Here is a 26,815-nt window from a genome sequence, read left to right on the forward strand (position 1 = left end):
GGGCGATTGCTGACTTCCCCCTCGATCCTTGCTATGATCCGTTCCATCAACGCCGCACCTGCGCCCACATTACCCGACGCCTCTGGGTTTTCGGAATGGGAGGGCGCGAACGGTGAAACATCCCTGAATTTTATGTTTCACTTGGTTACACGAGATCGATTTTCGGTCGGTTCGGATGCAGGAGCACCTCCGAATTCCGATTTTTCAGCGCACTTGTATTTTGATGCGGCGCAGGCAGTTCACCGCCGCTTGGCCACCGCCTCGATCTCCACCCTTGCACCGGGCAGCATCAGGTCGGCCCGCACCGTGGACCGGGCCGGGCGGTGGCTGCCGAAGCTGGCGGCATAGGCGGCGTTGAAGACCGGGAAGTCGGCAGTGTCGGTCAGCCAGATTGTGGTCTTCACAACATCCGACAGGTCCAGCCCGAAGCTGGTCAGCACGCGGTTCAGGTTGGCCAGCACCTGTTCGGTCTGCCGGGCCACATCGTCGGGGGCAACGATGGCGCCATCGGCACCAAAGGCCAACTGGCCCGACAGGAAAATCAGGTCCCCGGCACTCACGGCGGGGGAAAGGGCAGGGGCGACGGACATGGGCTCAGAACTCCGAAAGGGCCAAAGAAAACCCCCGGACGGCAGGGGCCATCCGGGAGCAGGGCACTTGAAACGGCTCAGTAATCCAGCGCGAAGCTGATCAGGTGGAACTTTTCAACCAGATAGAGGAAATAAGCGAAGACCAGGATCATCAGGCTGGCCCGGATACGCGCCCACCATCCGGCTGCCGGATCGGTCCACAGCTTCCAGGCGCGCCATCCCGCCGGCAGCAGGCCCAGCACACCCAGCAGCCCCGCCAGTTGCAGCAGCCGCAGGATCAGATCGATCTCCCCGAACATCAGCGGGTCGATGGCCAGCGTCATGACCAGGGCAAAGCCGGTCAGGCAGGTGACCATCATCACCGCCGACCCGCGCACCAGCCGGTCGGCCAGCAGATGCTGACCCGACAGCGGATGCGGACGGCCATAACGGCGGCGGACCAGAGCCGCCACCGGCCACCAGATCACGGCCAACAGGGCGATGGCCATGGCGATGCCCAGGGCCGGCAGGTTCCAGTCCTTGGAAATGCCCGTCGGCACGGGCTGGGCGATGAAGATGGCGGGGTAATCATCCGTGGTGATGCCGGTAACGCGGCCATTCTCATCGGTCTTGGTATGCATCAGGCTGTCGGTGCCCACCTCCTGCCAGCGGTCGGGCGCCACCTCACGCCAGCGCTTGGGGATGCCGGCATAGTCGCGGAACAGGGTGAAGGTGGCGGTGCCATCCTCGTTGGTGATCAGGTCGCCCTGGCCGAACAGGTTGATCAGGCTGACCAGCGTGCCCTCAACCCGGCGCGACATGTAGAAAGTACCCGACACAGGCACCTTGCGCGTCACCGGTTCGGCCTTGGCCGGTTCCGCTGCCGCCTTGGCTGGGAAGTAACGGTCGGCAAACATCCGGTGCAGTTCGTTACGGATTGGCCCGCGCGACATGTCATCGCCCGTGCTGTTGAAGGAGATGTAAAGGCCGACCCCTTCGTCCAGCCACATGGCAAGGTCGCTGTGGAACAGGGTCGTGTCGCCGCCATGGCCCATGATGCGGTAGCCATTGCGGTTCTGCTCATAGAAGCCCAGGCCCATGGCCAGTTCCTGGCCGGGCAGGGGCCGGTATTGCGGTTTCCACATCTGCGCCAGGCTTTCCGGCTTCAGGATGCGGCCACCCGGCCCCTCGCCCTGGTTGAGCAGGGCGATCATGAACCGGCCCATATCGGTGCCGCTGGCTGACAGCGATCCCGCCGGGGCATGGTTCACCACCTCAAACGCCTGCGCCGGCTCGCGCGAGGAGACATAGCCCTTGGACATCAGCGGGACTAGATGCGCGGGCAGGGGCTGCGCCATGCTGGAATGCTTCATGTTGGCCGGGGCCAGGATATGCTTGTCGATGTAATCCTCGAACTTCTCCCCGCTGACCCGCTGCACGATCAGACCGGCGAGCGCCGTGGCATAGTTGGAGTAGGCGGGCACGGTGCCCGGCTTGTAGGCCCGTTCCGGGACCCAGCGTGACAGCAGCTTTTCAAGTTCCAGCGGATGATCCTGACCACGCACGATCAGGTCGCGCACCGTCTCGGCAAAGCCCGCCGTATGCGTCATGACATGGCGCATGGTGATGGGTTCGGGCCAGGTATTGGGGATCTTGAAGTCCAGATACTGGTTGATATCGGCATCCAGATCAATGCGCCCCGCCTCCACCTGCTGCATCACCGCAATCCAGGTGAACAGTTTGGAGATGGAACCCGGCCTGAACAGGTGCTTGTCAGGGTCCACCGGCTCATTCGTTTCTCGGTCGGCAACGCCGTAGCCCTTGGCAAACAGGATCTGCCCGTCCTTGACCACCGTCACCACGGCCCCTGCGATGTCTCCGCGCTTCAGCGCGTAGGGCAGGAAGCCATCGACCATCAGTTCCACATCATCTTTGGTCAGGGGATGGGCGGCGGGGGCGACCGTCTGTGCGGTGGCCGCGGCACTGGCGGCGGGGGCCGGATCCTGTGCCATCACCGCCGGTACAGCGGATAGCCAGGTTGCGGCCAGAAGCGGAACTATTAGGCTTTTGCGCAGTGTCATGGATCTGATCCCTGTTCGTTGGTTTCTGTTTTTATTCAAGTATTTACGGCGTTGGCCAACCTCTGGCGAACGCAGCGGTAATGGGGCAGCGACCGCCACATGGCGAATGCGGAGAGGGCCAGCAGCGGAATGCCCGTCACACTGATCGAAAGGCCGACCGCCAGCGGATCGGCAAAGACATGGTCGGTGGTGACCGCCACCAGGGTCGGTCCCATACCAAGGCCAAAGGCCGTATAGGCAAAGGCCTGCACCGCCGTCGTCATGCCGCGCAGTTCTGACGGCACCAGATCCAGGATGGCGGCAATGCCGACACCCGCCCCGATGGCCAGCAGGAAGGCATAGGCCGTGAACAGGACCAGCGTCAGCCCTACTCCCGGCATGACCCCGAACAGCAGGCACGGCACGCCCAGGCTGACGGCGGCGGCGGCGACCATGGGTTTGGCCGTGGAATATCCGCGCGCCTCCAGGAAGTCGGCCACCATGCCACCGACAATGGTGCCCAGCCCGGCCACGCCGATCAGGATGGAGCCCAGGGCCGTCCCCGTCTCCGACGGCGTGAAGCCATGGACCCGCATCAACAGCGACGGTGTCCAGCTATTGGCCCCATAATCCACGATCTGGGTCAAGGTCAGCCCGCCCAGCAACAGGCCGAACGCCCCGCGATTATCAACCAGATAGCGGCGCAGTGTATCCAGCCCAGGCTTCACATCACCGCCCAGGCTTTCCTGCCGCGTCGGCTCCGGGATGGTGGCAACCAGCAACGCCAGAACGACACCCGCCAGCCCCAGGGTCAGCAGAACCGCCCGCCAGGGGGCCACGCCGGCAGCTTGCGCCAGACCGGACAGGGCACCCAGGCTGAACACATCAATCAGGATGCCGCCGACCAGCGTCGCCATGCCTGCCCCCATCACCATGCCGCCAATGAAGATGGCAACCGCCGTGCCGCGCCGGTGCGGCGGGAACAGGTCGGGCACCATGGACAGCACGGCGGGTGCCAGGGCCGCTTCACCGATCCCCACCAGGATACGCGCGCCGAACAGCTGTCCATAGGACTGGGCCAGACCGCAGAGCGCGGTCGCCAGGCTCCACAGGCCGATACCGGCCAGGATCAGGTTACGCCGCCCATGCCGGTCGGCATGCCGGCCCATCGGTAGGCCGGCGAAAGCATAGATGATGGCAAAGGCAGCGCCTTGCAGGAAACTCACCTGCGTATCGGTGATCGCCATCTCCGACCGGATCGGGGCAACCAGCAGGTTCAGGATAAGGCGGTCGGTATAGGAAAGAACGGCGGCCAGCGCGAAGATCACGATGGCGTACCAGGCGCGGGCATCGACTTCCCGCTTGGGTCCCGGATCGGGTGGTGATGAAAGGGTCATCCCAGCTCTCCCTGTTATTCTTTTCTTATATGAAAAAAATTTCCGAAAAGATAGTGCCAGTTTGCCTACTTGAAAGCTGGTGCCAATCGCACCCAAAGCCTATCGCGCCTTCTGCTATGACCGACCGGCTGGCAAACCGGCGACGCTGGCGGCCCTGGGGATGCAGAAATAATATTGATGATAAGAAAAATGGAGCGATTTGCCCCTAACCGGACCAGCCGACACTGAATCCGATGCTCCGGGGCCGGGGCGGGGTACTTTGCGGGCCGGCGGACAGGGTGAAGGGGTTGCCATAGGCAAACATATTGGCGCGGCTGTTCAGCGCATTGTCCAGCGTCAGCCCCGCCGACCATCCACCCGGCAGCATGAACCGCACCCGGCCATTCACCAGATCGACTGGTCCCTGCCGGATACCATCGGTGAAGGTCAGGTGGGTGCGGCCGGTATGGGTATAGTCCATAGCCGCCAGCGCGCCGATACCGTCGGCAACCGCCCCCTGCCAGGACAGGCTGACGCTGCCGCTGACATGGGCGGCACCAGGCAGGCTGCCGTCGGGTGCCGCGCTGAAACCCGGGTCGATACGGCTCAGTTCGGGGTCGTTCAGGGTCAGTGTGGCATCCAGATGCCATGAGCCCAGACGAAGCCGCGACCCGACCTCCACCCCCGTATTGTTTCCGTCCCCGGCATTGGTGGTGAAGGTCAGGCCGTCAGGCCGCAACTGATCGGTCTGAATATTACGCCAGCGCGCATGAAAAATGGCGGCATCCAGGGCAAGCCGGCCCTGCCACAGAGACAGCTTGGTACCCAGTTCATAATTCCACAGCTCATCCGTATCGAACCGGGCAGCGCGGTAATCGTCGCCAGTGACTGTCCCGGCCTCTTCAATATTGATCCCGCCGGGCCTGTACCCCTCCGTCATCTGGGCATAAAGGCTGGTATCGTCCCTGGGCTGCCAGGTCAGGGCCAGTTTCGGGGTATAGTCGGTTTCGTTTGCATATCCTTCCGCCTCGGCGGCGTCGCGAACGGGTGCAGTCGCCACCGCCTCCACCTCCTGCGCCACATGGAACAGGCGCCCGCCGGCGGTCAGCGTCCATTCGGGGGCGAAATGCCAGGAAACCTCGCCGAAAAGCGCGGCTTCCTTCACGGTATCATCCCGCTCGCGCTGCCAGAGCGTGGCCGACGCATCACCATAGGGCGCCAAGGTCCTGTCCGACCGCGCCACCTGCCGCGACAGATAAAGGCCCGACAGCCAGTTGATTCCGTCATTGCCATCGGCATCCTGTGGCCCCATCCCGCCGCTCAACCGCGTTTCATGGGTCCAAAGCCGTGACAGCTGCCCCTCCCGGAACCGGGCCGGTTGCACCGGCAGACCGGCCAGATCGGGCAACGCGCGGCTGGCATCGTAGAACGTGTCCAGTTCGTGTCGAACAAAGGCGGTGGTGCTGTGCAGGTCGGCAAAGGGAAGGGTGCCCGACAGGGTCAGGTGCGCCTCGTCGAAATCATTGTCATGCGGCTCCGGCAACTGCGCGACACGGGCGCAGCAGCCCCGCCGGCCCTGGATATAATGGCTGTCATCCGTGTCGATCAGTTGATAAGTGCCGCCCAGTTCCAGACGCCAGCCTTCAGCGGGAATGAAGGCCAACAGCACCCGCCCGCCCTGAATATCGGTACCGTCAATATTTTCGCGGCCATCGGTGCTGTCGATGACGCCACCCTGCCGATCGGCGTACAGGGCCAACCGCACCCCCAAACGGTCGGCCAGCAATGGCTGGTTCAAAACCGCCTCTACCCCGCCGCCCATCGCGCCCCCGCGCGTCAGGGTGCCTGATATGCCCCCTTCTGCCGTCTGCTGGGACAGGTCGGGGGCCACGGGAACGATACGCAGAATGCCGCCGATGGAGCCGCCGCCATACAGCGTACCCTGCGGCCCGCGCAGCACCTCCACCCGCTCTACATCGATCAGGCGAAGATGCGGGTCGGGTGCATTGTAATTGACCTTGGCATTGTCGAGATAGAGGCCGACCGTCGCCTGTGTCTGCCCGGTGAAGGCGCTGTCGGACAGGCCCCTTATCGACAGTTTGTTCCGGCCCGGCCCCAGATGTGTGCTACTGACCCCGCCCAGCAGCGGCACCGCCGCGTCGGTGTCCTGCACGCCCATGCGGACAAGATCGGCCGCCGTCAGAACGCCCACCGACACTGGCAGGTCCGCCGGATTGGCCCCCCGCTTGGTTGCCGTCACGATGATCGGGTCCAGCATATCGACCGTCGCCCGCTCGGGCGTCGCCCACGCACGGATCGGCGGCAGGGGTACCAACCGATAGGTGCCGGTGCCAACCTGGCGGAACCCCAGACCTGTACCGGCCAGTATCCGTGTCAGCGCCTGTTCGGGGCTTAGCGGGCCATCGGCTCCAGGACTGTGCAGGCCCGTCAGCAACTGATCCCCGCCGATGGAAATGCCGGCCTGCCGCGACAGTTCCGACAAGGCATTGGTCAATGGCCCCGCAGCAACCGAAATGGCCTGTTCCGCCGCCAGAACGGGCGGGGCCGACAGGATCAGGGCCAGGGCGGACGCAGGGAGAAGACGCAAGATGCAGGACCGTCAGGGGCGCTTTGTCAGCACGAAGCTATCACCCTGACGCGTCACCGCAACGGGAAGCAACCCTTCCAGCACGTTCAGAACCGCCGCCTGATCCGGCCCCAGGCGCAGCACGCCGGAGAAATGCAGGTCCATCGCCGCCCCCTGCGCCCGCATGGGCACCGGGTAATGGCGGGACAGTTCGGCCAATACCTGCGGCAGCGGCGCGTTGTCGAAAGGCAGGCGGCCATCTGTCCAGGCGGTGGCGGCCTGGGCATCGACCTGACGGACAGGGCCGGCGGCCTGACCATGAATGGCGGTGATCTGCTGACCCGGCGTCAGGCGGACCTTGGCCGCCCCCTGATCATTGCCGACATCGACCAGACCGCGCGTTACGGTGACTGTCACGGCTTGGTCCAGATGGCGTATATTAAAGGCGGTGCCGACAACGGTCACCAGACTGTCACCCGCCGCCGCCGTGAAGGGCCGGGCTGGGTCCTTGGCGACATCGAACAGCGCCTCTCCCTTTTCCAGCACCACAGCACGGCGGTCGTCCGCCATGGCAACCGTCAGGCGCGTGCCGCTGTTCAGGATGATGCTGGACCCATCGGCCAGTTTCGCCGTCTGGCGCTGACCCGGGGCGGTTTCGAAAATCTGCGGTGCCGGCACATTCGTATATTGACCCGTCAGCGTAATCGCCAGGGCGGCAGCCGCAGCCGCGGCCCCCCCGAGGAACCAACGGCGGGACAAATTGGCCGGGGCAGGTAGCGGCACCGGTTTGCGCCGGCTGGCCAGATCAATGATCGCCGCCTTCTCTTCCGTCTGCACCCTGTCGAGCTGACGCCAAAGCTGCTCCACATGGTCATAGGCGGCGCGGTGGCTGGGGTCGGCTTCCAGCCATTCGGTGAAGGCCAGCCAGACAGCCTGACCGCCATCACCCAGCAGGCGCGCATGCCACTCGGCCGCCTGTTCCAGGCGGGGATCAAGGGGCGTTTCGGGCGGGCGGTTCACCATGTTGGCTGCTTCTGGTTCGGGCTTTGTCCTGTTGACGTCACGGAAGGGGCGGCACCCCACCCGTCTTTATGAATTATTTTTCATTCGAGCCGGCGGCCCAGCCTTTTCAACAGGTTCTTCATGGCGGCGGCCATGTGCTTTTCCACGGCACTGCGCGAAATGCTCAGGCTGGCCGCGATTTCCGCATGCGGGCGGCCTTGCAGCTTATGCATTTCGAAGACGCGCTTGCCCTGCGGGGGCAGGGCGTCGATGGCGTCGCGCAGCAGGCGCAGTTCCTGCCGCCCACCGACCACATCCTCTGCCGTCGGCGTCTCCGCAATCGGCTCCGGCCCTTCAACCAGGGCGTTGGCCGATAACCATTCGCCATCGCGCGTGGCTGCCCGTGAGCCGCTGCGTTGCCGGTCAAAGGCCAGGTTCATGGCCATGCGGTTCAGGAAGGCAGGCACATTCTCCACCCCCGCCCCCCCGTCGGGCAGGGTGGCCAACCGCTCATACATCTCTTGCACGATATCCTCCGCCTCCGCCGCACTGCCCGTGCGCGCCGTCAGCAGCCGCAGCAGAAAGGCGCGGTGTTCCAGATAGGCGGCGATCAAGGGCGGGGGCGGGGCGATGGCGGGACCCTGGGGAACTGCGGAGACTGTCATCCGATATAGACCCGGACCCGAAGCCGATCAATGCATCAGGTCACATTCGCCACAGGGCAAAAAAATTTTGCATTCGCACCTGCGGTTCACTGTGGGTGGTGTCGTCATGCAGTTGAAGGCCGCTGAAACCGGCCGATCCAACCGGCGGAGTGACGCCTGTGATTGAAATGCTGATGCGTGATGAGGAAGGGGTACGGGGCAGCCTGCGGTTCGATGCCGAACGGCTGGGAACCCTGACACGCTGCCGCCCGGCTGTTGTGGCCATCACCCACCATTTCGCCCCCGAACGGCGGCGGGTGGAGGCGATGATCCGCAACACCTATGCGCAGACCTATGGCGGTGACATCACCGTCACCCATCCGATGCTGATGAGTCTGCGCGATGCCGACGACCGTATTCTGGCGGGCGTGGGCTTCCGTCCGGCTGGTACCGGCCCTCTTTTCCTCGAAACCTATCTGGACCAGCCGGTAGAAACCCTGATCCCTGACCTGCCGCGGCGCGGTCAGGTGGTGGAGATCGGTAATCTGGCCGCCGCAGAGGCGGGTGCCTCCTACCTGCTGTTCATGGCGCTTGCCGCCTATCTGCATGGGCAGGGGTATGAAAAGGCCGTGGTGACCGCCACCCGTCCCCTGCGCCGCCTGTTCCGGCAGATCGGTTTCGATCCCGTCGAACTGGGTCGCGCGACACCAGACCGGGTCGGTCCCGCTGCCGCCGCCTGGGGCAGCTATTACGCCAACGACCCCCGCGTCGTCTGCGGCAATGTCGCCTTCGGCGCTGCAAGCCTGGATCGTTTCCTGGCCGGCGATGCGCGGCAGGCGCTGCCCTCATTCCCTACCTTTCCCCGTCTTCACGCCGCCCTTCCGGTGGCCGAGGTGGTTGCATGAGCCGTATTCTTTCTGCAATCCGCATGCAGGACCCGGCAAAGCCCGCCATCAATGACTGGACCTATGGCAGCCTTTCCGGCGCTATTGACCGGCTGGCCGCCGACCTGTGCGAGATCATCGGTCTTGACCGCCGGCCCGTGGCGGTGGACGCCACCAACTCCGCCGCCTGGGCCATTTTGGATTTGGCCCTGCTGGAACTGGGTCTGGTCAGCCTGCCCTTGCCCGGCTTCTTCACGGCTGATCAGCGCCAGTATGCTCTGGCCGACGCCGGGACCGGATGGGTGGTGACCGACAACGCGCAAGCCGGGGCGCAGACCCTGCTGGTGGGCACCGAGACCCTGTATATTCAGCGCCTGGATCATGCCCCCGTGCTGCTGCCGTTGGGAACCGCCAAGATCACCTATACTTCCGGCACGACAGGGGCGCCCAAAGGCGTGTGCCTGTCGGCCGCCGGCCTTGAAAAGGTGGCGACATCCCTGGTGCAGGTGATCGGCACCGACTATGCGGGCCGGCATGTCGCCATCCTGCCCCTGCCGGTCCTTCTGGAAAATGTGGCGGGCCTTTACAGCACATTGCTGGCCGGCGGCCATTATCTGGCGGCGTCGCCGGCAGAACTGGGGCTGGAGCAACCGTTCCAACCGGATTTCGCCCGTCTCTTCGTTGCCTTGTCGGCCTTGCGCGCCAACAGCGTCATCCTGGTGCCGGAACTGCTGCGCGGCCTGATGGCAGCCATGATGCAGGTCGGGCGCATCCTGCCCGATCTGCGGCTGGTGGCGGTGGGCGGGGCGCGGGTGGCGCCGGCCTTGCTTGCCCAGGCCGGAATGCTGGGCCTGCCCGTCTATCAGGGATATGGCCTGTCGGAATGCGGATCGGTGGTCGCGCTAAATACGCCCGATGCGAACAGGGTGGGGACGGTGGGACGCGTATTGCCGCACCTGACGGCCACTCTCGACCCTGAAACGGGGGAGGTCAGCGTCAATAATCATGCCTTCGTGGGCTATGTCGGCGGCGGTCCGGCCCCCGCCCGTATCGCCACCGCCGATCTGGGCAGTCTGGATTCGGACGGGTTCCTCTCCATCCAGGGCCGGTCGCGCAACGTCATCATCAACGCCTTTGGTCGCAACATCGCCCCGGAATGGGTGGAAGCCGACCTGACGGCGCAGCCGGAAATTCTCCAGGCCGTGCTGTTTGGTGATGGTCAGGCCGATCTGACCGCCCTGATCGTGCCCAGCCGGTTCGGCCAGGACCCGTCCGCCCTGTCGCTGGCGGTTGCGCGGGCCAACGGCGCTCTGCCGCCCTATGCCCGCGTTGCCCGCTGGCATGCGGTACCGGCCTTCACGCCGCTGAACGGACAACTCACCCCCAATGGCCGCCCCCGTCGCGAGGCCATCGCCGCCGCCCATGTCCCCCTTTTGTCCCGGAACGAGGATGAAATCCCCATGTCCCAACCCTTCTTCGACCGTCTGGTGACGGAGACGGAGCCGTCGCGCCTGTCGCTGCTGTCCGTACCGCAGATCCAGGATGGTCTGACCGGCCGTATCAGCCTGGAAACCTATATCGCCTATCTGACGGAGGCCTATCACCATGTGAAGCACACGGTACCCCTGATGCAGGCGGCACGTGCGGCCTTGCGCCCCGACCAGGAATGGCTGATCCCCGCCCTTGATGAATATATCGAGGAAGAGGAGGGGCACGAGGAATGGATCCTGAACGATATCCGCCATGCCGGCGGCAATGCCGAGGCCGTGCGTCACGGCACCCCGCGCGCTGCCACCCAGGCCATGGTGGATGAGGCCTATCGCTTCATCCGCCAGGAAAATGCCGCCGGCTTTTTCGGCATGGTCTATGTGCTGGAAGGCACCAGCACGGCCATTGCCACCCATGGGGCCGAGGCGGTGCGCAAATCGCTGAACCTGCCGAAAAGCTGCTTCACCTATCTGACCAGCCACGGATCGCTGGATATCCAGCATATGGAATTTTTCCGCACCCTGATTAACCGGGTGACCGATCCGGTGGATCAGCAGGCTATCATCACCATGGCGAATTGCATCTTCGGCCTGTTCGCCGGCCTGTTCCGCGCCATCCCCCACAGCCGCCACACGGATGAGGTGCGCCATGTTGCTTGAGGAAAGCCTGGAAGGCCGCACCATCCTGGTCACCGGCGGGGCCGGTGGTATCGGTTCGCCCCTGGTCAGCCTGCTGCGCAATCGCGGGGCCCAGGTCACCACCCTGGGACGGGGCGAGATGCCGGGCCGCCATATCCGCGCCGACCTGTCGACCCAGGCCGGGATTATGGCCGCCGCCGAACAGGCGCGGCTGCTGGCCCCGCAGATGCTGTTCAACATCGCGGGAAGGCAATATTTCGGCCCCGTGGAGGGGCAGCGTCCGTCCGACCTGCTGGGTGATTATCTGGTCAATCTGGTGGCCCCTGTGACCTTGACCCAGGCGGTTCTGCCCATGATGAAGCAGCGGGGGCGGGGCCATATCGTCAATGTCGGTTCCGTCTTTGGTTCCATCAACTTCGCACATTTCGCCGGTTACTCCAGTGCCAAGGCGGGCCTGAAGGGGTTCAGTCAGGCGCTGCGCCGGGAAGTGCGGGGGACGGGCATCACGGTCTGTCATGTGGCCCCGCGTGCGGTGCGTACCGGCTTCAACGGGCCGCTGGTGCAGCGTTTCGCTGAACTGACCGGCATGGCGCAGGATGAACCCATCCAGGTTGCCCGCCGCATCCTGGCCGCAGCGCAGGCGGGCAAGGCCGAAACGGTAATCGGCTGGCCCGAAGCCTTCTTCACCCGTCTGAACGCCCTGTTCCCCGGTCTGGTCGACCGGGCACTGGCCGGCAACGACGCCAAGGCCGCCAGCCTTTTCTTGCCTGCTTCTGCCCCCACGGGCGGTGCCACCATCACGTCACTCGGAGAGAAAAACCATGCGCGCTGACAAGAAACTGATCCTGGCCACCCTGTCCTTGCTGCTGGCCGGTTCGGCCTTGGCCTCCACAGACCCCGCCATGGATGCCAAGGTTGCGGAGCTTCAGGCCGGTTGGGCCCATGTGAAATACGAAGTGAAGGGTGAGGATGCGCAGCTGGCCGGCATGGAAGGTCTGGTCAACCAGGCCAAGGCCGTCACCGCCGCTTATCCGGGCAAGGCCGAACCCCTGATCTGGGAAGCCATCATCCTGTCGTCGGAAGCCGGGATCAAGGGCGGCATGGGCGCGCTGTCGCTGGTCAAGGAGGCGAGGGCCAAGCTGGAGACCGCCGAACAGATCGACCCCACAGCTCTGGACGGTTCCGTCAATACCTCGCTGGGCAGTCTTTACTATCAGGTGCCCGGCTTCCCCATCGGTTTTGGCAGCGACAAGAAGGCCAAGGCCTATCTGGAAAAGGCGCTGGCCCAGAACCCGGACAGCATCGATCCCAATTACTTCTACGGCGATTTCCTGTTCCGGCAGGGGGAATATGCCAAGGCCCGTGACGTGCTGAACCATGCCCTGGCCGCCGCTCCACGTCCGGGCCGGGAGGTTGCAGATGCGGGCCGTCGGGAGGAGATCAACGCCGTTCTGGCGCAGATCGAAACCAAGGTGGCTCGGCGGTAGCGCTAACGGTTGTCGTTTAGATGCAAAAAACGCCGCCCCGGTTGCCCGGTGGCGGCGTTTTGATCAGCGATGCGGTCGCAAAAGCTCAGGCGGCTTCGGCGTCTGCGGCAACGCTCATCTTCACGATCAGGTCGGGATCGCGGACCTCGCCACCACGGCCGGCACCGCGCTTGATCTTGTCCACATGCTCCATGCCGTCCACGACCTTGCCCCAGACGGTGTACTGACCGTCCAGGAAGCGGCTGTCGGCGAAGCAGATGAAGAACTGGCTGTCGGCGCTGTTCGGGTTCGACGCGCGGGCCATGGAGCAGGTGCCGCGCAGATGCGGCTCGCGGGAGAATTCCTGCGGCAGGTTCTGACCGGAACCGCCCATGCCATTGCCATCGGGGCAGCCGCCCTGGGCCATGAAGCCCTCGATCACGCGATGGAAGGTCAGGCCGTCATAGAAGCCTTCGCGCGCCAGTTCCTTGATCCGCGCCACATGCTTGGGCGCCAGATCGGGGCGCAGCTGAATGGTGACGCGGCCCGAGGCTAGGTCGAGATAGAGGGTGTTTTCCAGATCCATGTCAGTCATCCTTGCCAACCGGTTGCCCCGGTTCTCGGTTGCATGTCGGCCCGCACCATAACGGCATGTGGCGCGGTTGGGAACAGGGCCCGGCGGGATAGCCCACCCGCTATTTCGGCGGGGCCGCGGGCTTGGCCTGTGGGGCCGGCTGGGGCGGACGCGGCGGGTCGGATTGGACGCGCATGCTGATGATCCGGTCGGGATCCTTCACCCATCCTTCCTTTTTTTTGTCCCCGGCTTTCAGCTTGTCGATCAGGTCCAGCCCTTTGATCACATGGCCCCAGAGCGTGTAATTGCCATCCAGCGAGGGGTCCTGGCTGTGGGTCAGGATGAAGAACTGGCTGTCGCCGCTGTTCCGGTTCATGCCCCGCGCCATGGACACCACGCCGCGCACATGCGGTTCCTTGCTGGGTTCCAGTTCCAGCCAGCGGCCCGTGCCACCACGACCGGTCCCGCTGCGGTCCCCGGTCTGTGCCAGTGATCCGGCCACGACGCGGTGGAACGGAACGCCGTCATAGAATCCGCGCCGCACCAGCTGCTTGATGCGGGCTACATGGATGGGGGCCAGATCGGGCCGCATCTGGATGATGACCGTTCCGGTCTTCAACTCCATGATCAGCGTATCATCAGGATTGGCCGGCGGGCGTGCTGCTTGGGACAGCGGCACGGCCAGCAGCAGGCACAGCAGGACAAGAAGGCGGGACAGCATGGGCGTCATCATCTCTCAACCATTGCGCCCGCTACGATAGCGGTCGCATCCTTGCATGGAAAGATGCCGGAAGCCGCATGGGCGGCTGAATTTGCCGGACGGGGGAGCGTGGAGTGCGGGCACTGGGGTTGAAGGGGAGGTTTCTGCTGGCCGGCGGCTTGTTGGCGCTGGGGCTTGTGGCGCTGTGGCTGTCTTTGCCCGGCCTGCTGGCCGCGCGCTGGACCTCGCAGTTGCGGGCTCTTGGCTTTCCGCAGGCCGAGCTGGCTATTGATGATCTGGGCCTGACCCGCGCTACTGGTGCCTTCTCCCTGGGTCAGGAGGATGGGGCCGACCTTTTCATCCTGCGCTACACCCCCGCCGGCCTGTGGTCCGGCACGTTCACGGGGCTGGAGGTGCGGGGCCTGCGCTTGTCGCGCCCCCTCTCGGCCACCATGCCGGACCTGCCCGGCCTGACCTTCCCGGTGCAGATCAATCAGGCCCATCTTACCCTAGCCCTGCCGGGCGGTATTGGTACTGTTCCGCTGGTCATGGATGCGGCCATCAACCCGGTAGTTGGGGGATGGCATGCGGAGGGGCAGGGGACCCTGACATTGGGCCCAACCGGCATTCCCGCTCGTCTCGCCGCTGATTGGCGGCGCGATGGGCTTTCAGCCGCCAGCTTTACCCTGACGCCCGCAGCGGGCGGGCCGCGTCTTTCGGGGCAGGGTAGTATCCGACGCCTGTCCACCGGCGGCTGGACCGGCGACCTGGATGTCACCGCCAAGGCCCTGCCGCAGGGTTTGCCCGACATGCTGGTCCGCTGGAAGGCGGGGCAGGGCCAAGCCCTGCTGGAATGGCCCGGCATCGCTCGGCTGGACGCCCTGTTGGACCCCGACGAAACAGGCGGAAAGCGGCTGGCGGCCAGCCTGCGGGTCGATGATCCGTCCGGCTTCGCCACCCGTCTGGGCCAACCCGACCCCGGCCTGACCGGCGGCCCCGTGACCGTGACCCTGTCCGCCCGCAATGTGGCCCCGGACCTTCCGCCCAGCAACTGGCCCGATGTCACCCTGCGGATGGAGGCCAATGGTCTGGGCATCGGCAAGGGGCCGCGCGACAATACACTGACCCTTTCCGGCACGGCCCGGCGGATCGATGGCGAATGGTGGTTGTCGCCTGCCGGCGACCTGCCGCCCGGTACCCTGTCCATTCCCACGCTGGGACTGTCGGCAAAGGGACTGCTGCTGACGGGCCGGCTGGCATGGCCGCTGGACCTGGATGTTCGCGCCGCTGCTCTGCGGCTGCCCTGGCTGGCCCCATCAACCCTGGCGGCAAGGCTGCGCGGCGACCCGGAGCAGGATTTGCGCCTGGAATGGTCCATGGCAACCGGGGGTGGCGGGGCCAGCCTGACCGGGTCTGTGGAGTTGAACGCTGCCGGTGGCCGGGCGCTGGCGCGGCTGGCACCGCTGCGCCTGCAACCCGGTGATGCCCCGCGTCTGTTCCCTGGCACTCCGCTTCCCGACGCCTTGACTGGCACCATCGCCGCCCGCCTGACGGCGGCCTGGAACGGCGACGGTGCCGACGGCACCGCCGATATCCTACTGGAAGATGCGGGCCTGCGGCTGCGCGGCCTGCGTCTGGCGGGGGTCAGTGGCGTGCTGCGCTTTGATCGGCTGTCGCCGCTGTCCATGCCACCGCAAAACCTTGCCATCGGCCTGTTCGACCCTGGTATCGCGCTCACCGGCGGTGGGCTTGGCCTGTCGCTGCCGGCGGATGGTGTGCTGCGTCTGGCCCCGGAACCGTTTCGGTGGGCAGGGCAACCTGTGACCTTGCCGCAAGCCATGTTTCGGCTTGGCAATGATCATCTGGGTTTACGCCTGGATGTCCCGCCCACCCCCTTGCCCGATGCCCTGGCCGCGCTGGGCATCACAGAGGTGGAGGCCGATGGAACCTTGATCGGTTCGATACCGGTTCGGATTGATGGCAGTGGCGCGCATGCAGGTCCGGGCGGTCTGCAGGCCACCGGACCTGGCCGCATCGCCGCACCCGGCGGGGTGCTGCCGCCCTGGCTGGACCCGGCCCGCAATGACAATCTGGCGCTGGTGGCCCGCGCGCTTGCCGACTACCGGTTCAACGCTCTGGGTCTGGTCTTCACAGAGCAAGGGCCGCGCCTGACCCTGGACGGCACCAACCCATCTCTTTACGGCGGCTATGCCATGCCCATGAACCTTATCCTGTCGCGTCCGCCGGACCCCGTTCTTGCGGGCATGCAATCCGCCACAGTCGCCGCCGATATCGCGGCGTTCAAGGCGCGCAAGGATTAGGCTACAAGAGGAGGACGCCGACCGGAGCCTGCCCCTGTGATCGAACTGGCCATTGATTTTGAAACCGCAAACGCCAGCCGGGACAGCGCCTGTGCCGTCGGCGTGGCGGAAGTGTTCCGGCCGGACGCTCCCATCTTCCGCCGCCTGATCCGCCCGGAACCGGCGGAGTTTTCGCCCTTCTGTGTGGCGGTGCATGGCATCCGCGCCGCCGATGTCGCCAATGCGCCGACTTTTGCCGGTATCTGGCCCGACCTGTCGCGCCGGTTGGAGGGGGCAACATTGCTGGCCCATAATGCCAGCTTCGATTCTGGCGTACTGTCGGCCTGTTTGCTGGCGGCGGGTCTGCCGGTTCCCAATATCCGCTTCATCTGTACCGTGGAACTGGCCCGCGCCGCCTTTCCCGACCTGCGCAGCCATAAGCTGAATGTCGTGGCCCACCACCTGGGTATTGCGCTGGACCATCATGAGGCCGGCAGCGACGCCGCCGCCTGTGCGGCCATCGGCCAGCATGTGGCCATGATGGTCGGGGCCGGCAGCGTCGCGGAAGCTGCGGAGAAGCTGGGAATTGGACCGGGCAGGCGGCGTGCAGCCCGCCCCCCGGTGGCATTGGCCCGTGAACATCTGCCGACACCGACCCGCCGGGTGGACGGACAGGGTTTTGTCGTGACCGGCACCCTGTCCGCCTGTTCGCGCACCGATGCCGCCCGCGCCATCACGCGGGCCGGCGGGCGGTTTCAGACCTATGTCACCAAGGATACAGACTGGCTGGTCGTTGGCCTGTCACCGGGCCAGACCAAACTGAACGCCGCCCGCGCCCGTCAGGAACGCTATGGTCGCCTGCGTCTGGTCACAGAGGCGGAGTTCGTGGCGATGCTGGGGATCGGTGCCGCCTGATCACGGCAGCCGGTCCACCATCAGCGCCTCAATCCGCGCCTCGTTCACCGGCCCGGTTATGCCGCCGGGCCCGCCATAGCTGGCATTGGTGGATAGCGCACTCATGTTGAAGAAATCCTCCAGGCCGGCCCGATAGCGGCCAGCCGGCAGGTCGAAGATGGCGCGGGTGGAACTGCGCATGGAATAGCGGTCGCCGGCGGGATCGATATGCGGCATCTGCAAAATGGCGCTGTACCTCTTGCCCGCCTCATCCACCAGCACCAACCGCTTCACGGCATTGGTGACGCCGGTATTCACCGCAAATGTATGGTTCTCATAGGCTGTGGCCAGGGCGTGACGACCGGCGGTGCTCACCACCACCTGACCCAAGTCCAATGTCTGCCCCAGCCGTGCCATCTTACCCACCGCGATGGTCTGCGCCGCTTCCCCGCGCAGGCAGACAGGGGCCGACGGCTGCGAGGCGATGCGGGTGGAGACATGTACCGCGACGATGGAATAGCAGGCCGTGGCGGCAGCCGGTGGCGGGGCCGTGTCGGTCCAGCCGGACCCCGTCAGATCATCAGCCACCAGCACACCATCGCGCAGCACGCGATAACGTAGCGGGGTCTTGTCCTTGGTCGGCCCGAAATCCAGCGAAACGGCATCCGTGCTGCGCCGAGCAGCGGCGATGCCCGGTGTCCAGGGCATGAAGGCGCGCGGTTCGGCATGGCTGACCGGGTCGATGGCGGGCACCATGGTGACGATACCATCCGATGCCTGGGCCGGGCCGAACCGCACCTCGATCCGGTTGGCATTGGCCGTCAGTTGCTCTTCCCTGACCGGCCCGGTCACGGGCGCGCCATTCAGCGTGACGCTGGCCACGGGATAAACACCACCTGCTGCCGCCTTCCCGGGCAGGATCAGGGCGATTTCCACCGGCTTGCCCGCAAATGACAGGCGCGACAGCACGGCTTCCGGCTTCGTGAAGCGCGCGCGCGTGGCCGTCGTCAGATAGGGAGCAATACGGACGCCATCAGCCCCCGGCTGCCATCCGAACACATCCTGGACAATGGCCCCATAATAGGCGCCGACGGACCAGAGCTGACGGCGGGAATTGATCTCTGGCCCGTCATCAAACTGGGACCGGCCCGTCAGCCATTCCAGATTTTCCATGTTGGAGAGATGCAGGGCTGCCGCACGTTCCAGCGCTGCCAATCCCTGATCGACGGCGGCGACATGTCCTGCGGCCACTGCGGCGCGCACGGCATAGGCCGTGACGAACGGCCATTGTGCGCGGTTGTGATAGACGAATTCCCCCGGTGCCTGCGGCCAGACAACGGACGGCCCGAACGGGGCATAGGGATAGCGGCTGAAGATCGACTTGGCCCGTTCCGTCGGCACAATGCCCGACAAAACCGCCAGCGCATTGCCCAGCAGGTCGTATTTCTCAATCCGGGCCGGCGTCAGGTCCGCCATGGTAAAGGTGGCGTACATCCCGGCCTTCTCGTCCCAGAAAGTGGCGTTGATCGCCCGTGCCAGGGCGTCGGCCCAGCCATCATATTTTGCCGCCAGTGGCGCGTCGCCGGCTTCGCGCGCCAGACGGGCGGCCAGCCGCTGTGCGCGGTATTGCAGGACATTGGTGGACAGGGCCTTCGACTGGGCCATCGCGGGCAGATATTCACGGACCCAGCGCGCATAGGTCTGTTCGCGCCAATCCAGGAAACTATGCTCCCCGCCATAAAGCCCGCTGGCCGCATCAAAGGCGGCTACACGGTCAGCCTCCAGCGTACCGCGCAGCGCATCATAGGCCTTGCGCGCGAAATCGGTCCGGGCCGGTCCCTGCAGGTTCGCCAGCGCCGCCTCCGCCCCCAGCGCCCAGGCGGTGCGATCCGTGCTGATGGGCCAGGAGCCGCCGGAGCCGGTATCCTGCACAATCTGTGTGGACCCGACCGGCAACTCGGCGGGCACAACGACACCGGGGCGGAAACTGCCCGTCTTGAACAGCAGACTGTCCACGGCGCGCTTCGGGTCCAGCCCGGCCAGCCCCAGTTCCAGCGCGTAGGAAAGGTCACGGGTCCAGACATAGTTCCATTTTTCGCCCGTCTCGAAACAATTGCAGGCAATGGGCTGGCCGCCGTTATAGGACCCGTCCTTGATGGAACTGACGCTGGCCAGCGCCGCATCATCCACCGATTGCGCGAATAGCGCGTCGAAAAGCAGGTCGCCGGTCACGGTATAGGGGCCCTTTTCCGTGAAATCGCGCGTGCCGGGTGCATTCTCTCGCTGTGGGGCGCTGCTGGTCAGGTGGAAGGAGCGGGCACCGGGCTGACCCTTCGCCTCCACCGTTATGCGCGCCGGCTTGGCCCCGGGCTCCAGCGCATAGGCGGGAAACGTGTGGGTTTCAGCCGCCATGGCCATCGTTCCGGCCTCCAGGGCCAGAACCGACAGGGCGGCAGTGGCCAGCAGCAGCGCGCGCGGGGACATGTTTCCTCCAACTGTTCCGATGTTTCTTGGATGCTTGATGGGCAGCTAAAGTGACGATGACTGCAATTGCAACAAATAATCCGCAAACTCAGCCGCCGCAGGAATCCCTGACGATCAGGTCGGTATTCAGCCGTTCGGAAGAGGCTTGATCGCCGGCCAGCAGGCGTAACAGCTTGGCCACCAGCAGCCGGCCCGCCTTGGCCGTATCCTGACGGATGGTGGTCAGGGCGGGGTGGGTGTGGGCTGCGATTTCAATATCGTCATAGCCGACAACCGCCACATCGTCCGGCACCGAAAGACCGCGACGGTTCAAGGCGCGGATGGCCCCGATGGCCACCAGATCGCTGACCGCCACAATGGCGTCGAGCGCCACACCCTGATCGACCAGATCGTCAACGGCTTCTGCGGCCGCGTCGGGCACCAGCCGGCAACGGCGATGCAGGCGTGGGTCAGGCTCCAGCCCCATTTCAGCCAAGGCGGCCACATAGCCCTGATGGCGTTGCGACAGTTCGATCGTATGTACATCGCCCAGAAAGGCGATACGGCGGCGGCCTAGCCGGGCCAGATGGATGGCGGCACGATGGCCGCCCTTGAAATTGTCGCTACCGATGGAGCAATAGGCCTGATTCGCTCCCACCGCCCCCCAGACGACGAAGCGCCGCCCCTCCCGCGCGAAGCGGTTCAGCGCCTCGTGCAACTGGCTCTGGCCCAGGAAGATCAGACCGTCTGCCCGGTTTTCATCCAGATAATCGGCCAGAGCCCGTCCATCCGCTGGTGCGGCGTGGCTGATGGCCATATCCAGACCGCGTTCGCGCATGGCCAGACTGATCCCGCCGATAAGGCCCAGGCTGAACGGATCCACGCTCTGGCTGCCCTCATGGACCGGGGGCATCACAACGGTCACCGGGGCCATGCTGTCCCGCGACGGCAGCCGCGCCCGCCGGGGTGGCGCGTCATATTGGGCGGCATGGGCCAATTCCTGGATACGCCGTCTGGTCTTGGCATTGACGACGCCGCTGCCGCTCAACGCCCGCGACACGGTGGAGACAGACACGCCGGCCTGCCGGGCCAGATCCTCCAGGCGCAGGCTGCGTTCCTTGATTGCGTCCATGCGGCCCGTTCCGACAACAAGAATGGAGATGGCCCCCATTCTTGCTCAGATCACAATTTGCCGCAATTGCAATGGTGGTTGCCTCAGCCCCGATAGCCGGTATCGATCACGGCGTGCCCCCCCGCGATACGAGAGACGCAGGCGCAAAGCCGCTTTCCATTGGCCTTCTCCGCGTCCGACAGAAAGACATCGCGATGATCGATTTCCCCGTCATGTGACAGAATTTCCACCGTGCACAGGCCGCATTCGCCGCGACGGCAATCATGGATCATCGGGATACCCGCATCGTTTAGCGCATCAAGAAGCGACTGGTCGGGCGCCACGGCCACCTGTCCTGGGTAACCAGTCACGCTGACAGTGAAGGGGGCCTCGGTAAGGCGGCCCGTGTCGCCAAATACCTCATACCGGAAACGGCTGATCGGTCGGCCAGCCTTGGTCCAGGCGCGCTTGGCCGCCTCCAGCATGGGCAGGGGGCCGCAGATATACAGCTCACCCTCGGCGGACAGGCTGGCGATAGCCCCGTCCAGATCGATCATGGCACCCTGATCCTGCGGGTACAGCGCCAGTTGGTCACCCAGCAGGTCACGCAGCCGCGCAATGAAAGGCATCGCCGCCAAACTCTGCCCGCCATATTCCATGCGCACCTTGGCCCCGCGTGCCGTCAGCGCCTGCGCCATGCCGAAGATCGGCGTGACGCCAATGCCGCCGGCCAGCAGCAGATAATCCGGCGCCCGCCAGGACAGCTCAAACCTGTTCTCCGGCGTCGTTATCCGCACCTTGTCACCGGGCCGCAGGCCGAACATGAACCGCGATCCGCCCCGGCTGTTGGGATGTAGCTTCACGCCCACGGCCACATGGCCCGGCAAGGCATCGGGCAGGCAAGAATAGGTCCGAATGGCGTGACCAGTCGCTATGCTGGTACGGATCGCGATGTGGGAGCCGGGATCGAAGGCCGGCAGCGGCTGGGCAGCGGCGAATTCAATCCGGCGTACACCGTCTGCAATATCTTGGGCCGTGGTGACAACCGCGTCCAGCCAGATGGCATCATTTTTCATGGATGTTCTCCGAACTCTTCAGCCGGCGACCAGCGCCAGGGCGGGGAACCGGCGGCGTGCGTCACCATCGCCGTCCATCACCTGTTCCAGATTGCGCCGCGCCAGCCGCGCATGTTCACGCGCCACCGCCTCGGCCCGTGATCCTTCGCGCAGGCTGATGGCCTCCACCATGGCGCGGTGCTGCGCCTGGGCGAGGGCCAGCGAATGCGGCACGACCACCGAGCCCGGCTTGTCCAGAAAGGCGCTGGGCGAGGCGAAGGGCAGGCTGGTGATGCGGTCGATCTCCCGTTCGATAGTCTCACTGCCCGACAGGCCGGACAGCAGGGTATGGAACTCCGCATTCAGCGCCATATAGCGTTCCAGCGGCGGGTCGGACGGGTTGGGGGCCAAGGCCGCGTCAATGGCGTCCAGTACCCGGTTGATGGCCAGCATCCGGCGCGGTTCCACACCCCGTTCAGCGGCCAGCCTGGCTGCTGTGCCCTCAAGCACACCGCGCAGTTCAATAGCGTCGATGGCCTCCGCCAGGGTGAAGCGGCGGGGAATATGCCCACCTGCCGGTACGCGCTCCAGAAGCCCTTCCTGTTCAAGCCGGGCCAGTGCCGCACGGATCGGTGTCCGGGAAATACCCAGCCGTTCCGCCAGCCCCGGCTCTGACAACCGCTCTCCCGGCACCACATCGCCCCGTAGGATCAGGTCACGGATGCCGGCCAGTGCGCGCACCGTCTGCGCCGCCTCCTTGTTATAGCTCATGACAATCCCTCACTCCGCGGCCAGGGCGGGGCGGTTCTCCCGCTCAATCATCTGGTCAATCAGGCGGCGTGCCCACATCGACCCGGCATCAATATTGAGGTTGTAGAAGACATGGCCGGGATTGGCGTCGATGGCCTTTTGTTGGGCCTCCAGGATCTGTTCATCCTCGCGGAAGATGCCGGCCACGCCCTCGCGGATTTTATGGGTGCGGGCCTGATTGTGGATGTCGAAATTCCGCGCGAAGGCCCAGAAATAATGGCAGGTGGTCTCCGTTTCCGGCGTCAGGCAGTTGATGACCCGGCCATCCACCCCTTTGGACCTGTCGCCTTCGGGCGCGCCCGTACCGGTGGGAGCCACACCGACCTCGATAATGATGGTAGACGGAGCGGTGAAATTGATGATCTGCCAGCGATCCACATGGTCCTTGCGGCCCAGATTGTCGGCCCAGAAGGGCGGAGCCTCTATATCCACCATCCATCGGGTGATGGTGGCCGTGCTATCGGAATGGGTGGCGGTGAACGGTGCCTCTGCGACCGCATGATTGCCGATGGAACTGCCATGCACGAAGGTTTCGTGCGTCAGGTCCATCAGATTATCGACCACCAACCGGTAATCGCACTTGGCATGGATGACCTTGCCGTCGGCGGCCCAGGTCGGATCATTGTTCCAGTGGATGTCAGGGATCAGGGCGGGATCGGCCAGCGCCGGATCGCCCGGCCATATCCACAAGAAGCGGTAACGTTCAACCAGCGGATAGCTTTTCACGCATGCCGACGGGTTGATGGTGTGTTGCGACGGCATGTATACACATCGCCCCGTATCATCATAGGCAAGGCCGTGATAGCCGCAGACCACCCGGTCTTCCTCCAGCCGGCCCAGCGACAAAGGCAGTAGACGGTGCCAGCATGCATCGGCCAGCGCCGCCGCCGTCCCATCCAGTTTTCTATATAAAACAACCTGTTTTCCGCAGATGGTGCGGGGCAGGAGCTTTCGCCCAACCTCCACGTCGTAGGCAGCGACATACCAAGCGTTCAGGGGGAAACTCGCGCCCATCGACCGCCCTCCCAATGTTATGTTTCATAATTCAATTATCTGTATACAGCTCATTCGGATGTGAGTCGATGGGCAAATGATGGGGGAGGTACATGAAAAATGGAGCAGGATCCCTCCGCTGAAACTCTCAGTCCAGCAGCCGGCGCAGGGCCGTCAAATCCATCAGGATTTCAGACAGAATTTCCCTGATCTCGGGCGACAGGGTCTGCTTCACCCGCCGCTTGTGTGTGGCCTTTTTTTCCGGAGCCGGAGTTTCATCCTGCTCCGCCTGCGCGACCATCAGGGCCAGTTCATCGGCCATGCCGTCGTCGCCCGCCTCATCCTCGTCGAACAGGCTGGGCATGCGGGTACCGGGCGGGGGGAGACCGGCCAGCCCCCGCGACTCGCGCAGAAGTTTCTGAACGCCTTTGATTGTATAGCCGTCCTGGTACAGCAGCGACTGAATCCGGCGCAGCAGCTCCACATCGTCGGGGCGGTAATAGCGACGGCCGCCACCACGTTTCAGCGGCTTGATCTGTGGAAACTTGGTCTCCCAGAAGCGCAGAACATGCTGCGGCACCTCAAGATCGACGGAAACCTCGCTGATGGTGCGGAAGGCCGAAGCGGATTTCGACGCCACGGACCTGGATCGCGCACCTTCGCCGGCTTCCTCGATCATTGACAGGCTCAGCCTTTCGCGCCGACTTCAAACCGCTCATTAATGCGGCTTTTCAGGACGTGGGAGGCGCGGAAAACCAGGACCCTGCGCGGCAGGATCGGCACTTCCTCACCCGTCTTGGGGTTGCGACCGATGCGTTGCCCCTTGGATCGGACAGCAAAACTGCCGAAGGAAGAGATTTTGACCATGTCGCCATTGGCCAACGCGTCGGAAATCTCGTTCAGGACGCTTTCCACCAGATCAGCGGATTCGTTCCTGGACAGCCCGACTTCCTGATAGACGGCCTCGCTCAACTGCGCGCGGGTGACAGTTTCGGTCATGTTCGTCCTCCCCGGTTATCAGGGAATGACGGTACCGGGACCGGAGAAATCCGTCAATTCAGATGGTTGGCGGTAAATGCTGATCCCACACCGCAGAAATGCGGGGCAGGGGGGATCAGAAGCGCACCAGCGCCCCACCCCAAGTGAAACCGCCGCCCATGGCTTCAAGCAGCATCAGGTCGCCGCGCTTGATGCGGCCATCGGCCACGGCCTCGGCCAGGGCAAGCGGAATGCTGGCGGCCGAGGTATTGCCATGATGATCGACCGTCACCACAACACGCTCTGCGGGCAGTTTCAGCTTGCGGCCCGTACCCTCAATGATGCGCCGGTTGGCCTGATGTGGCACCAGCCAGTCAATGGCATCGGCCGTCAGGCCATTGGCGGCCAGCGCTTCCTTGACCACATCAGCCAAGTTCACGACGGCATGCTTGAACACTTCCTGCCCGCGCATACGGACATGACCCACGGTCTGCGTGCTGGATGGGCCGCCATCGACATACAGCAGATCATGGTGATTGCCGTCGGAATGCAGATGGGTGGACAGAATGCCCTGATCCTCTGCCGTGCCCGCCCCGTCGGTGGCCCGTAGCACCACCGCCCCGGCCCCGTCACCAAACAGCACACAGGTGGTACGGTCGTTCCAGTCCAGGATACGGGAGAAGGTTTCAGCCCCGATGACCAGCACGGTCTTCGCCTGACCGGCCTTGATGAAATTATCAGCCACTGACAAGGCATAGATGAAGCCAGAACAGACGGCCTGGACGTCAAACGCCGCACCGCGCGTCATGCCCAGGCGCGCCTGCACCTTCACGGCGGTGGCGGGAAAAGTGTTGTCAGGCGTCGCGGTGGCCAGAACGATCAGGTCCAGTTCATCCGCCGTTACGCCGGCATGGGACATGGCGGCGACAGCGGCATTATAGGCGAGATCGGAGGTCAGTTCGCCATCTGCCGCGATGTGGCGCGACTTGATGCCTGTCCGTTCCGTAATCCATTCGTCGGAGGTATCGACGACCTGCGCAATGTCGGCGTTCGTCATCACCTTTGCGGGCAAATAGGACCCGCAGCCCAGGATCACAGACCGGATGGCCATTACTGCACCGCCGTTTCGCTGCCCGTTGCGCATTCGTCCTTGGCCCGATCGGCAGCGGCGGCGGCATTGAGGGCCGCCTGGAGCACCGCCAATTGGTCGCGGATCTTTTCGTTGAAACCGTGATTGGCCATGTTGGCGGCCACGGCAATGGCGTTGGAGAAGCCGACGGCATCGGTGCCGCCATGGCTTTTCACGCAAATGCCGCGCAGACCCAGGAACATGGCGCCATTATACCGGCGCGGATCCATGCGCTGACGCAGCTTGTTGAAGGCACCCGATGCCAGCACATAGCCCAGCTTGGCCAGAAGTGAGGACCGGAAGGTCCGCTTCAGGAACTCGGCATAAAGCTTTGCCGTTCCTTCTGCCGTTTTCAGGGCGACATTGCCCGTGAAACCGTCGGTCACCACGACATCGACGGTGCCCAGCGCCAGATCATTGCCTTCGATGAAACCGTGGAAGTAGGGGGCAAGCGGCGTGGCGCGCAGGGCGGCTGCCGCCTCGCGAATCTGCTCATGCCCCTTCTGTTCTTCCGACCCGACATTCAACAGACCGATGGTCGGGTTCAGCAGGCCCAGAACGGTACGGCTGAACACCGTACCCATCACGGCGAACTGCACCAGATTGTCGGCGTCGCATTCCAGGTTCGCACCCAGGTCCAGCATCACCAGCTCCCCCCGCTGTGTCGGCAGGATGGAGGCTATGGCTGGCCGGTCGATGCCCGGCAGGGTCTTCAGCACGAATTTCGCGATGGCCATCAGGGCGCCGGTATTCCCGGCAGAGACCACGCAGGCGGCATCGCCCGCAGCGACGGCATCAATGGCCAGCCGCATGCTGGAATTGCGCCCAGCACGAAGCGCCACCGACGGCTTGGCGTCCATTGCCACGAAGTCAGGCGTATGCTTGACCGTGGAAATGGGCTTCAAGGCCGGATGGCGCTCTAGCAGGGCGTTGATGCGCGCTTCGTCACCGACGAAGAGGAAATCGACGTTAGGGCAGCGCTCACGGGCAAGGTCGGCGCCGGCGACGACCATGTCAGGAGCATGGTCGCCACCCATGGCGTCCAAGGCGATGCGCAGGCGCGTTGTCACTTCCGTTCGACGTCCCTATAACCC

23 protein-coding genes are annotated in these 26,815 nt (G+C 64.6%); 6 read left to right on the forward strand and 17 right to left on the reverse strand.

What is annotated here, in order from left to right:
• Window positions 1-239: 239 nt before the first annotated feature.
• From ABC729_RS18950 to ABC729_RS18975, 6 genes are all read right to left on the reverse strand, one after another.
• A complete protein-coding gene (locus ABC729_RS18950; protein WP_495609166.1) occupies window positions 240-590 on the reverse strand; it encodes a RidA family protein in 351 nt (116 codons plus the stop codon).
• Between the two features lie 77 nt (window positions 591-667).
• Window positions 668-2,650: a serine hydrolase domain-containing protein gene (locus tag ABC729_RS18955; RefSeq protein WP_495609167.1), complete on the reverse strand. Its 1,983-nt coding sequence runs from the start codon at window positions 2,648-2,650 to the stop codon at window positions 668-670.
• Between the two features lie 35 nt (window positions 2,651-2,685).
• A complete protein-coding gene (locus ABC729_RS18960) occupies window positions 2,686-4,026 on the reverse strand; it encodes an MFS transporter (RefSeq protein ID WP_495609168.1) in 1,341 nt (446 codons plus the stop codon).
• A gap of 205 nt (window positions 4,027-4,231) precedes the next feature.
• Complete coding sequence (locus tag ABC729_RS18965; RefSeq protein WP_495609169.1) at window positions 4,232-6,613, reverse strand: TonB-dependent receptor; 2,382 nt, start codon at window positions 6,611-6,613, stop codon at window positions 4,232-4,234.
• 12 nt (window positions 6,614-6,625) lie between these two features.
• Entirely contained in the window at window positions 6,626-7,615 is a 990-nt protein-coding gene (locus tag ABC729_RS18970; protein WP_495609170.1) for a FecR family protein, read from the reverse strand.
• An 80-nt stretch (window positions 7,616-7,695) separates the two neighbouring features.
• Entirely contained in the window at window positions 7,696-8,259 is a 564-nt protein-coding gene (locus tag ABC729_RS18975) for an RNA polymerase sigma factor (protein WP_495609171.1), read from the reverse strand.
• Window positions 8,260-8,426: 167 nt separating this feature from the next.
• On the opposite strand from ABC729_RS18975, the gene ABC729_RS18980 reads away from it, so the two are divergent.
• Genes ABC729_RS18980 through ABC729_RS18995 form a run of 4 tightly spaced genes read left to right on the forward strand, consistent with a single transcriptional unit; the run spans window position 8,427 to window position 12,735 of the window.
• The gene (locus ABC729_RS18980) at window positions 8,427-9,143 is read left to right on the forward strand and encodes a thermostable hemolysin (RefSeq protein WP_495609172.1); all 717 of its coding nucleotides are present in this window, start codon (window positions 8,427-8,429) and stop codon (window positions 9,141-9,143) included.
• Entirely contained in the window at window positions 9,140-11,269 is a 2,130-nt protein-coding gene (locus ABC729_RS18985) for an AMP-binding protein (RefSeq protein WP_495609173.1), read from the forward strand. Before ABC729_RS18980 ends, ABC729_RS18985 begins: the two co-directional genes overlap by 4 nt.
• The gene (locus ABC729_RS18990; protein ID WP_495609174.1) at window positions 11,259-12,080 is read left to right on the forward strand and encodes an SDR family NAD(P)-dependent oxidoreductase; all 822 of its coding nucleotides are present in this window, start codon (window positions 11,259-11,261) and stop codon (window positions 12,078-12,080) included. The genes ABC729_RS18985 and ABC729_RS18990 overlap by 11 nt, the downstream gene beginning before the upstream one ends.
• A complete protein-coding gene (locus ABC729_RS18995; protein ID WP_495609175.1) occupies window positions 12,070-12,735 on the forward strand; it encodes a tetratricopeptide repeat protein in 666 nt (221 codons plus the stop codon). Before ABC729_RS18990 ends, ABC729_RS18995 begins: the two co-directional genes overlap by 11 nt.
• A gap of 85 nt (window positions 12,736-12,820) precedes the next feature.
• Here ABC729_RS18995 and ABC729_RS19000 read toward each other — a convergent pair whose 3' ends face one another.
• The gene (locus ABC729_RS19000; RefSeq protein WP_495609176.1) at window positions 12,821-13,300 is read right to left on the reverse strand and encodes a peptidylprolyl isomerase; all 480 of its coding nucleotides are present in this window, start codon (window positions 13,298-13,300) and stop codon (window positions 12,821-12,823) included.
• A gap of 109 nt (window positions 13,301-13,409) precedes the next feature.
• On the reverse strand, window positions 13,410-14,021 hold the full coding sequence (locus tag ABC729_RS19005) for a peptidylprolyl isomerase (RefSeq protein WP_495609177.1): 612 nt from the start codon (window positions 14,019-14,021) through the stop codon (window positions 13,410-13,412).
• A 101-nt stretch (window positions 14,022-14,122) separates the two neighbouring features.
• Here ABC729_RS19005 and ABC729_RS19010 point away from each other — a divergent pair, with 101 nt between their 5' ends.
• Window positions 14,123-16,309: an intermembrane phospholipid transport protein YdbH family protein gene (locus ABC729_RS19010; protein WP_495609178.1), complete on the forward strand. Its 2,187-nt coding sequence runs from the start codon at window positions 14,123-14,125 to the stop codon at window positions 16,307-16,309.
• Window positions 16,310-16,345: 36 nt separating this feature from the next.
• Window positions 16,346-17,203 carry an exonuclease domain-containing protein gene (locus ABC729_RS19015; RefSeq protein ID WP_495609179.1) on the forward strand — a complete coding sequence of 286 codons (858 nt, stop codon included), beginning with the start codon at window positions 16,346-16,348 and terminating at the stop codon, window positions 17,201-17,203.
• Here ABC729_RS19015 and ABC729_RS19020 read toward each other — a convergent pair whose 3' ends face one another.
• The 9 genes from ABC729_RS19020 to plsX all read right to left on the reverse strand — a co-directional run bounded on the left by ABC729_RS19020 (window position 17,204) and on the right by plsX (window position 26,791).
• The gene (locus ABC729_RS19020) at window positions 17,204-19,666 is read right to left on the reverse strand and encodes an MGH1-like glycoside hydrolase domain-containing protein (protein ID WP_495609180.1); all 2,463 of its coding nucleotides are present in this window, start codon (window positions 19,664-19,666) and stop codon (window positions 17,204-17,206) included.
• 88 nt (window positions 19,667-19,754) lie between these two features.
• Complete coding sequence (locus tag ABC729_RS19025) at window positions 19,755-20,777, reverse strand: LacI family DNA-binding transcriptional regulator (RefSeq protein ID WP_495609181.1); 1,023 nt, start codon at window positions 20,775-20,777, stop codon at window positions 19,755-19,757.
• 83 nt (window positions 20,778-20,860) lie between these two features.
• Complete coding sequence (locus tag ABC729_RS19030; protein WP_495609182.1) at window positions 20,861-21,832, reverse strand: PDR/VanB family oxidoreductase; 972 nt, start codon at window positions 21,830-21,832, stop codon at window positions 20,861-20,863.
• A gap of 18 nt (window positions 21,833-21,850) precedes the next feature.
• Window positions 21,851-22,582, reverse strand: a complete 732-nt coding sequence (locus ABC729_RS19035; protein ID WP_495609183.1) for a GntR family transcriptional regulator — start codon at window positions 22,580-22,582, stop codon at window positions 21,851-21,853.
• Window positions 22,583-22,591: 9 nt separating this feature from the next.
• Window positions 22,592-23,635 carry an aromatic ring-hydroxylating dioxygenase subunit alpha gene (locus tag ABC729_RS19040; RefSeq protein WP_495609184.1) on the reverse strand — a complete coding sequence of 348 codons (1,044 nt, stop codon included), beginning with the start codon at window positions 23,633-23,635 and terminating at the stop codon, window positions 22,592-22,594.
• A gap of 127 nt (window positions 23,636-23,762) precedes the next feature.
• Window positions 23,763-24,293, reverse strand: coding sequence for a MerR family transcriptional regulator (locus tag ABC729_RS19045; protein ID WP_495609185.1), 531 nt, complete (start codon window positions 24,291-24,293; stop codon window positions 23,763-23,765).
• 8 nt (window positions 24,294-24,301) lie between these two features.
• Window positions 24,302-24,613: an integration host factor subunit alpha gene (locus ABC729_RS19050; protein ID WP_495609186.1), complete on the reverse strand. Its 312-nt coding sequence runs from the start codon at window positions 24,611-24,613 to the stop codon at window positions 24,302-24,304.
• A gap of 115 nt (window positions 24,614-24,728) precedes the next feature.
• Window positions 24,729-25,703 carry a beta-ketoacyl-ACP synthase III gene (locus ABC729_RS19055; protein WP_495609187.1) on the reverse strand — a complete coding sequence of 325 codons (975 nt, stop codon included), beginning with the start codon at window positions 25,701-25,703 and terminating at the stop codon, window positions 24,729-24,731.
• On the reverse strand, window positions 25,703-26,791 hold the full coding sequence (gene plsX, locus ABC729_RS19060) for a phosphate acyltransferase PlsX (protein WP_495609188.1): 1,089 nt from the start codon (window positions 26,789-26,791) through the stop codon (window positions 25,703-25,705). The genes ABC729_RS19055 and plsX overlap by 1 nt, the downstream gene beginning before the upstream one ends.
• Window positions 26,792-26,815 lie beyond the last annotated feature (24 nt).

The sequence above is a fragment of the Niveispirillum sp. CC-CTL257 genome, assembly GCF_059489915.1.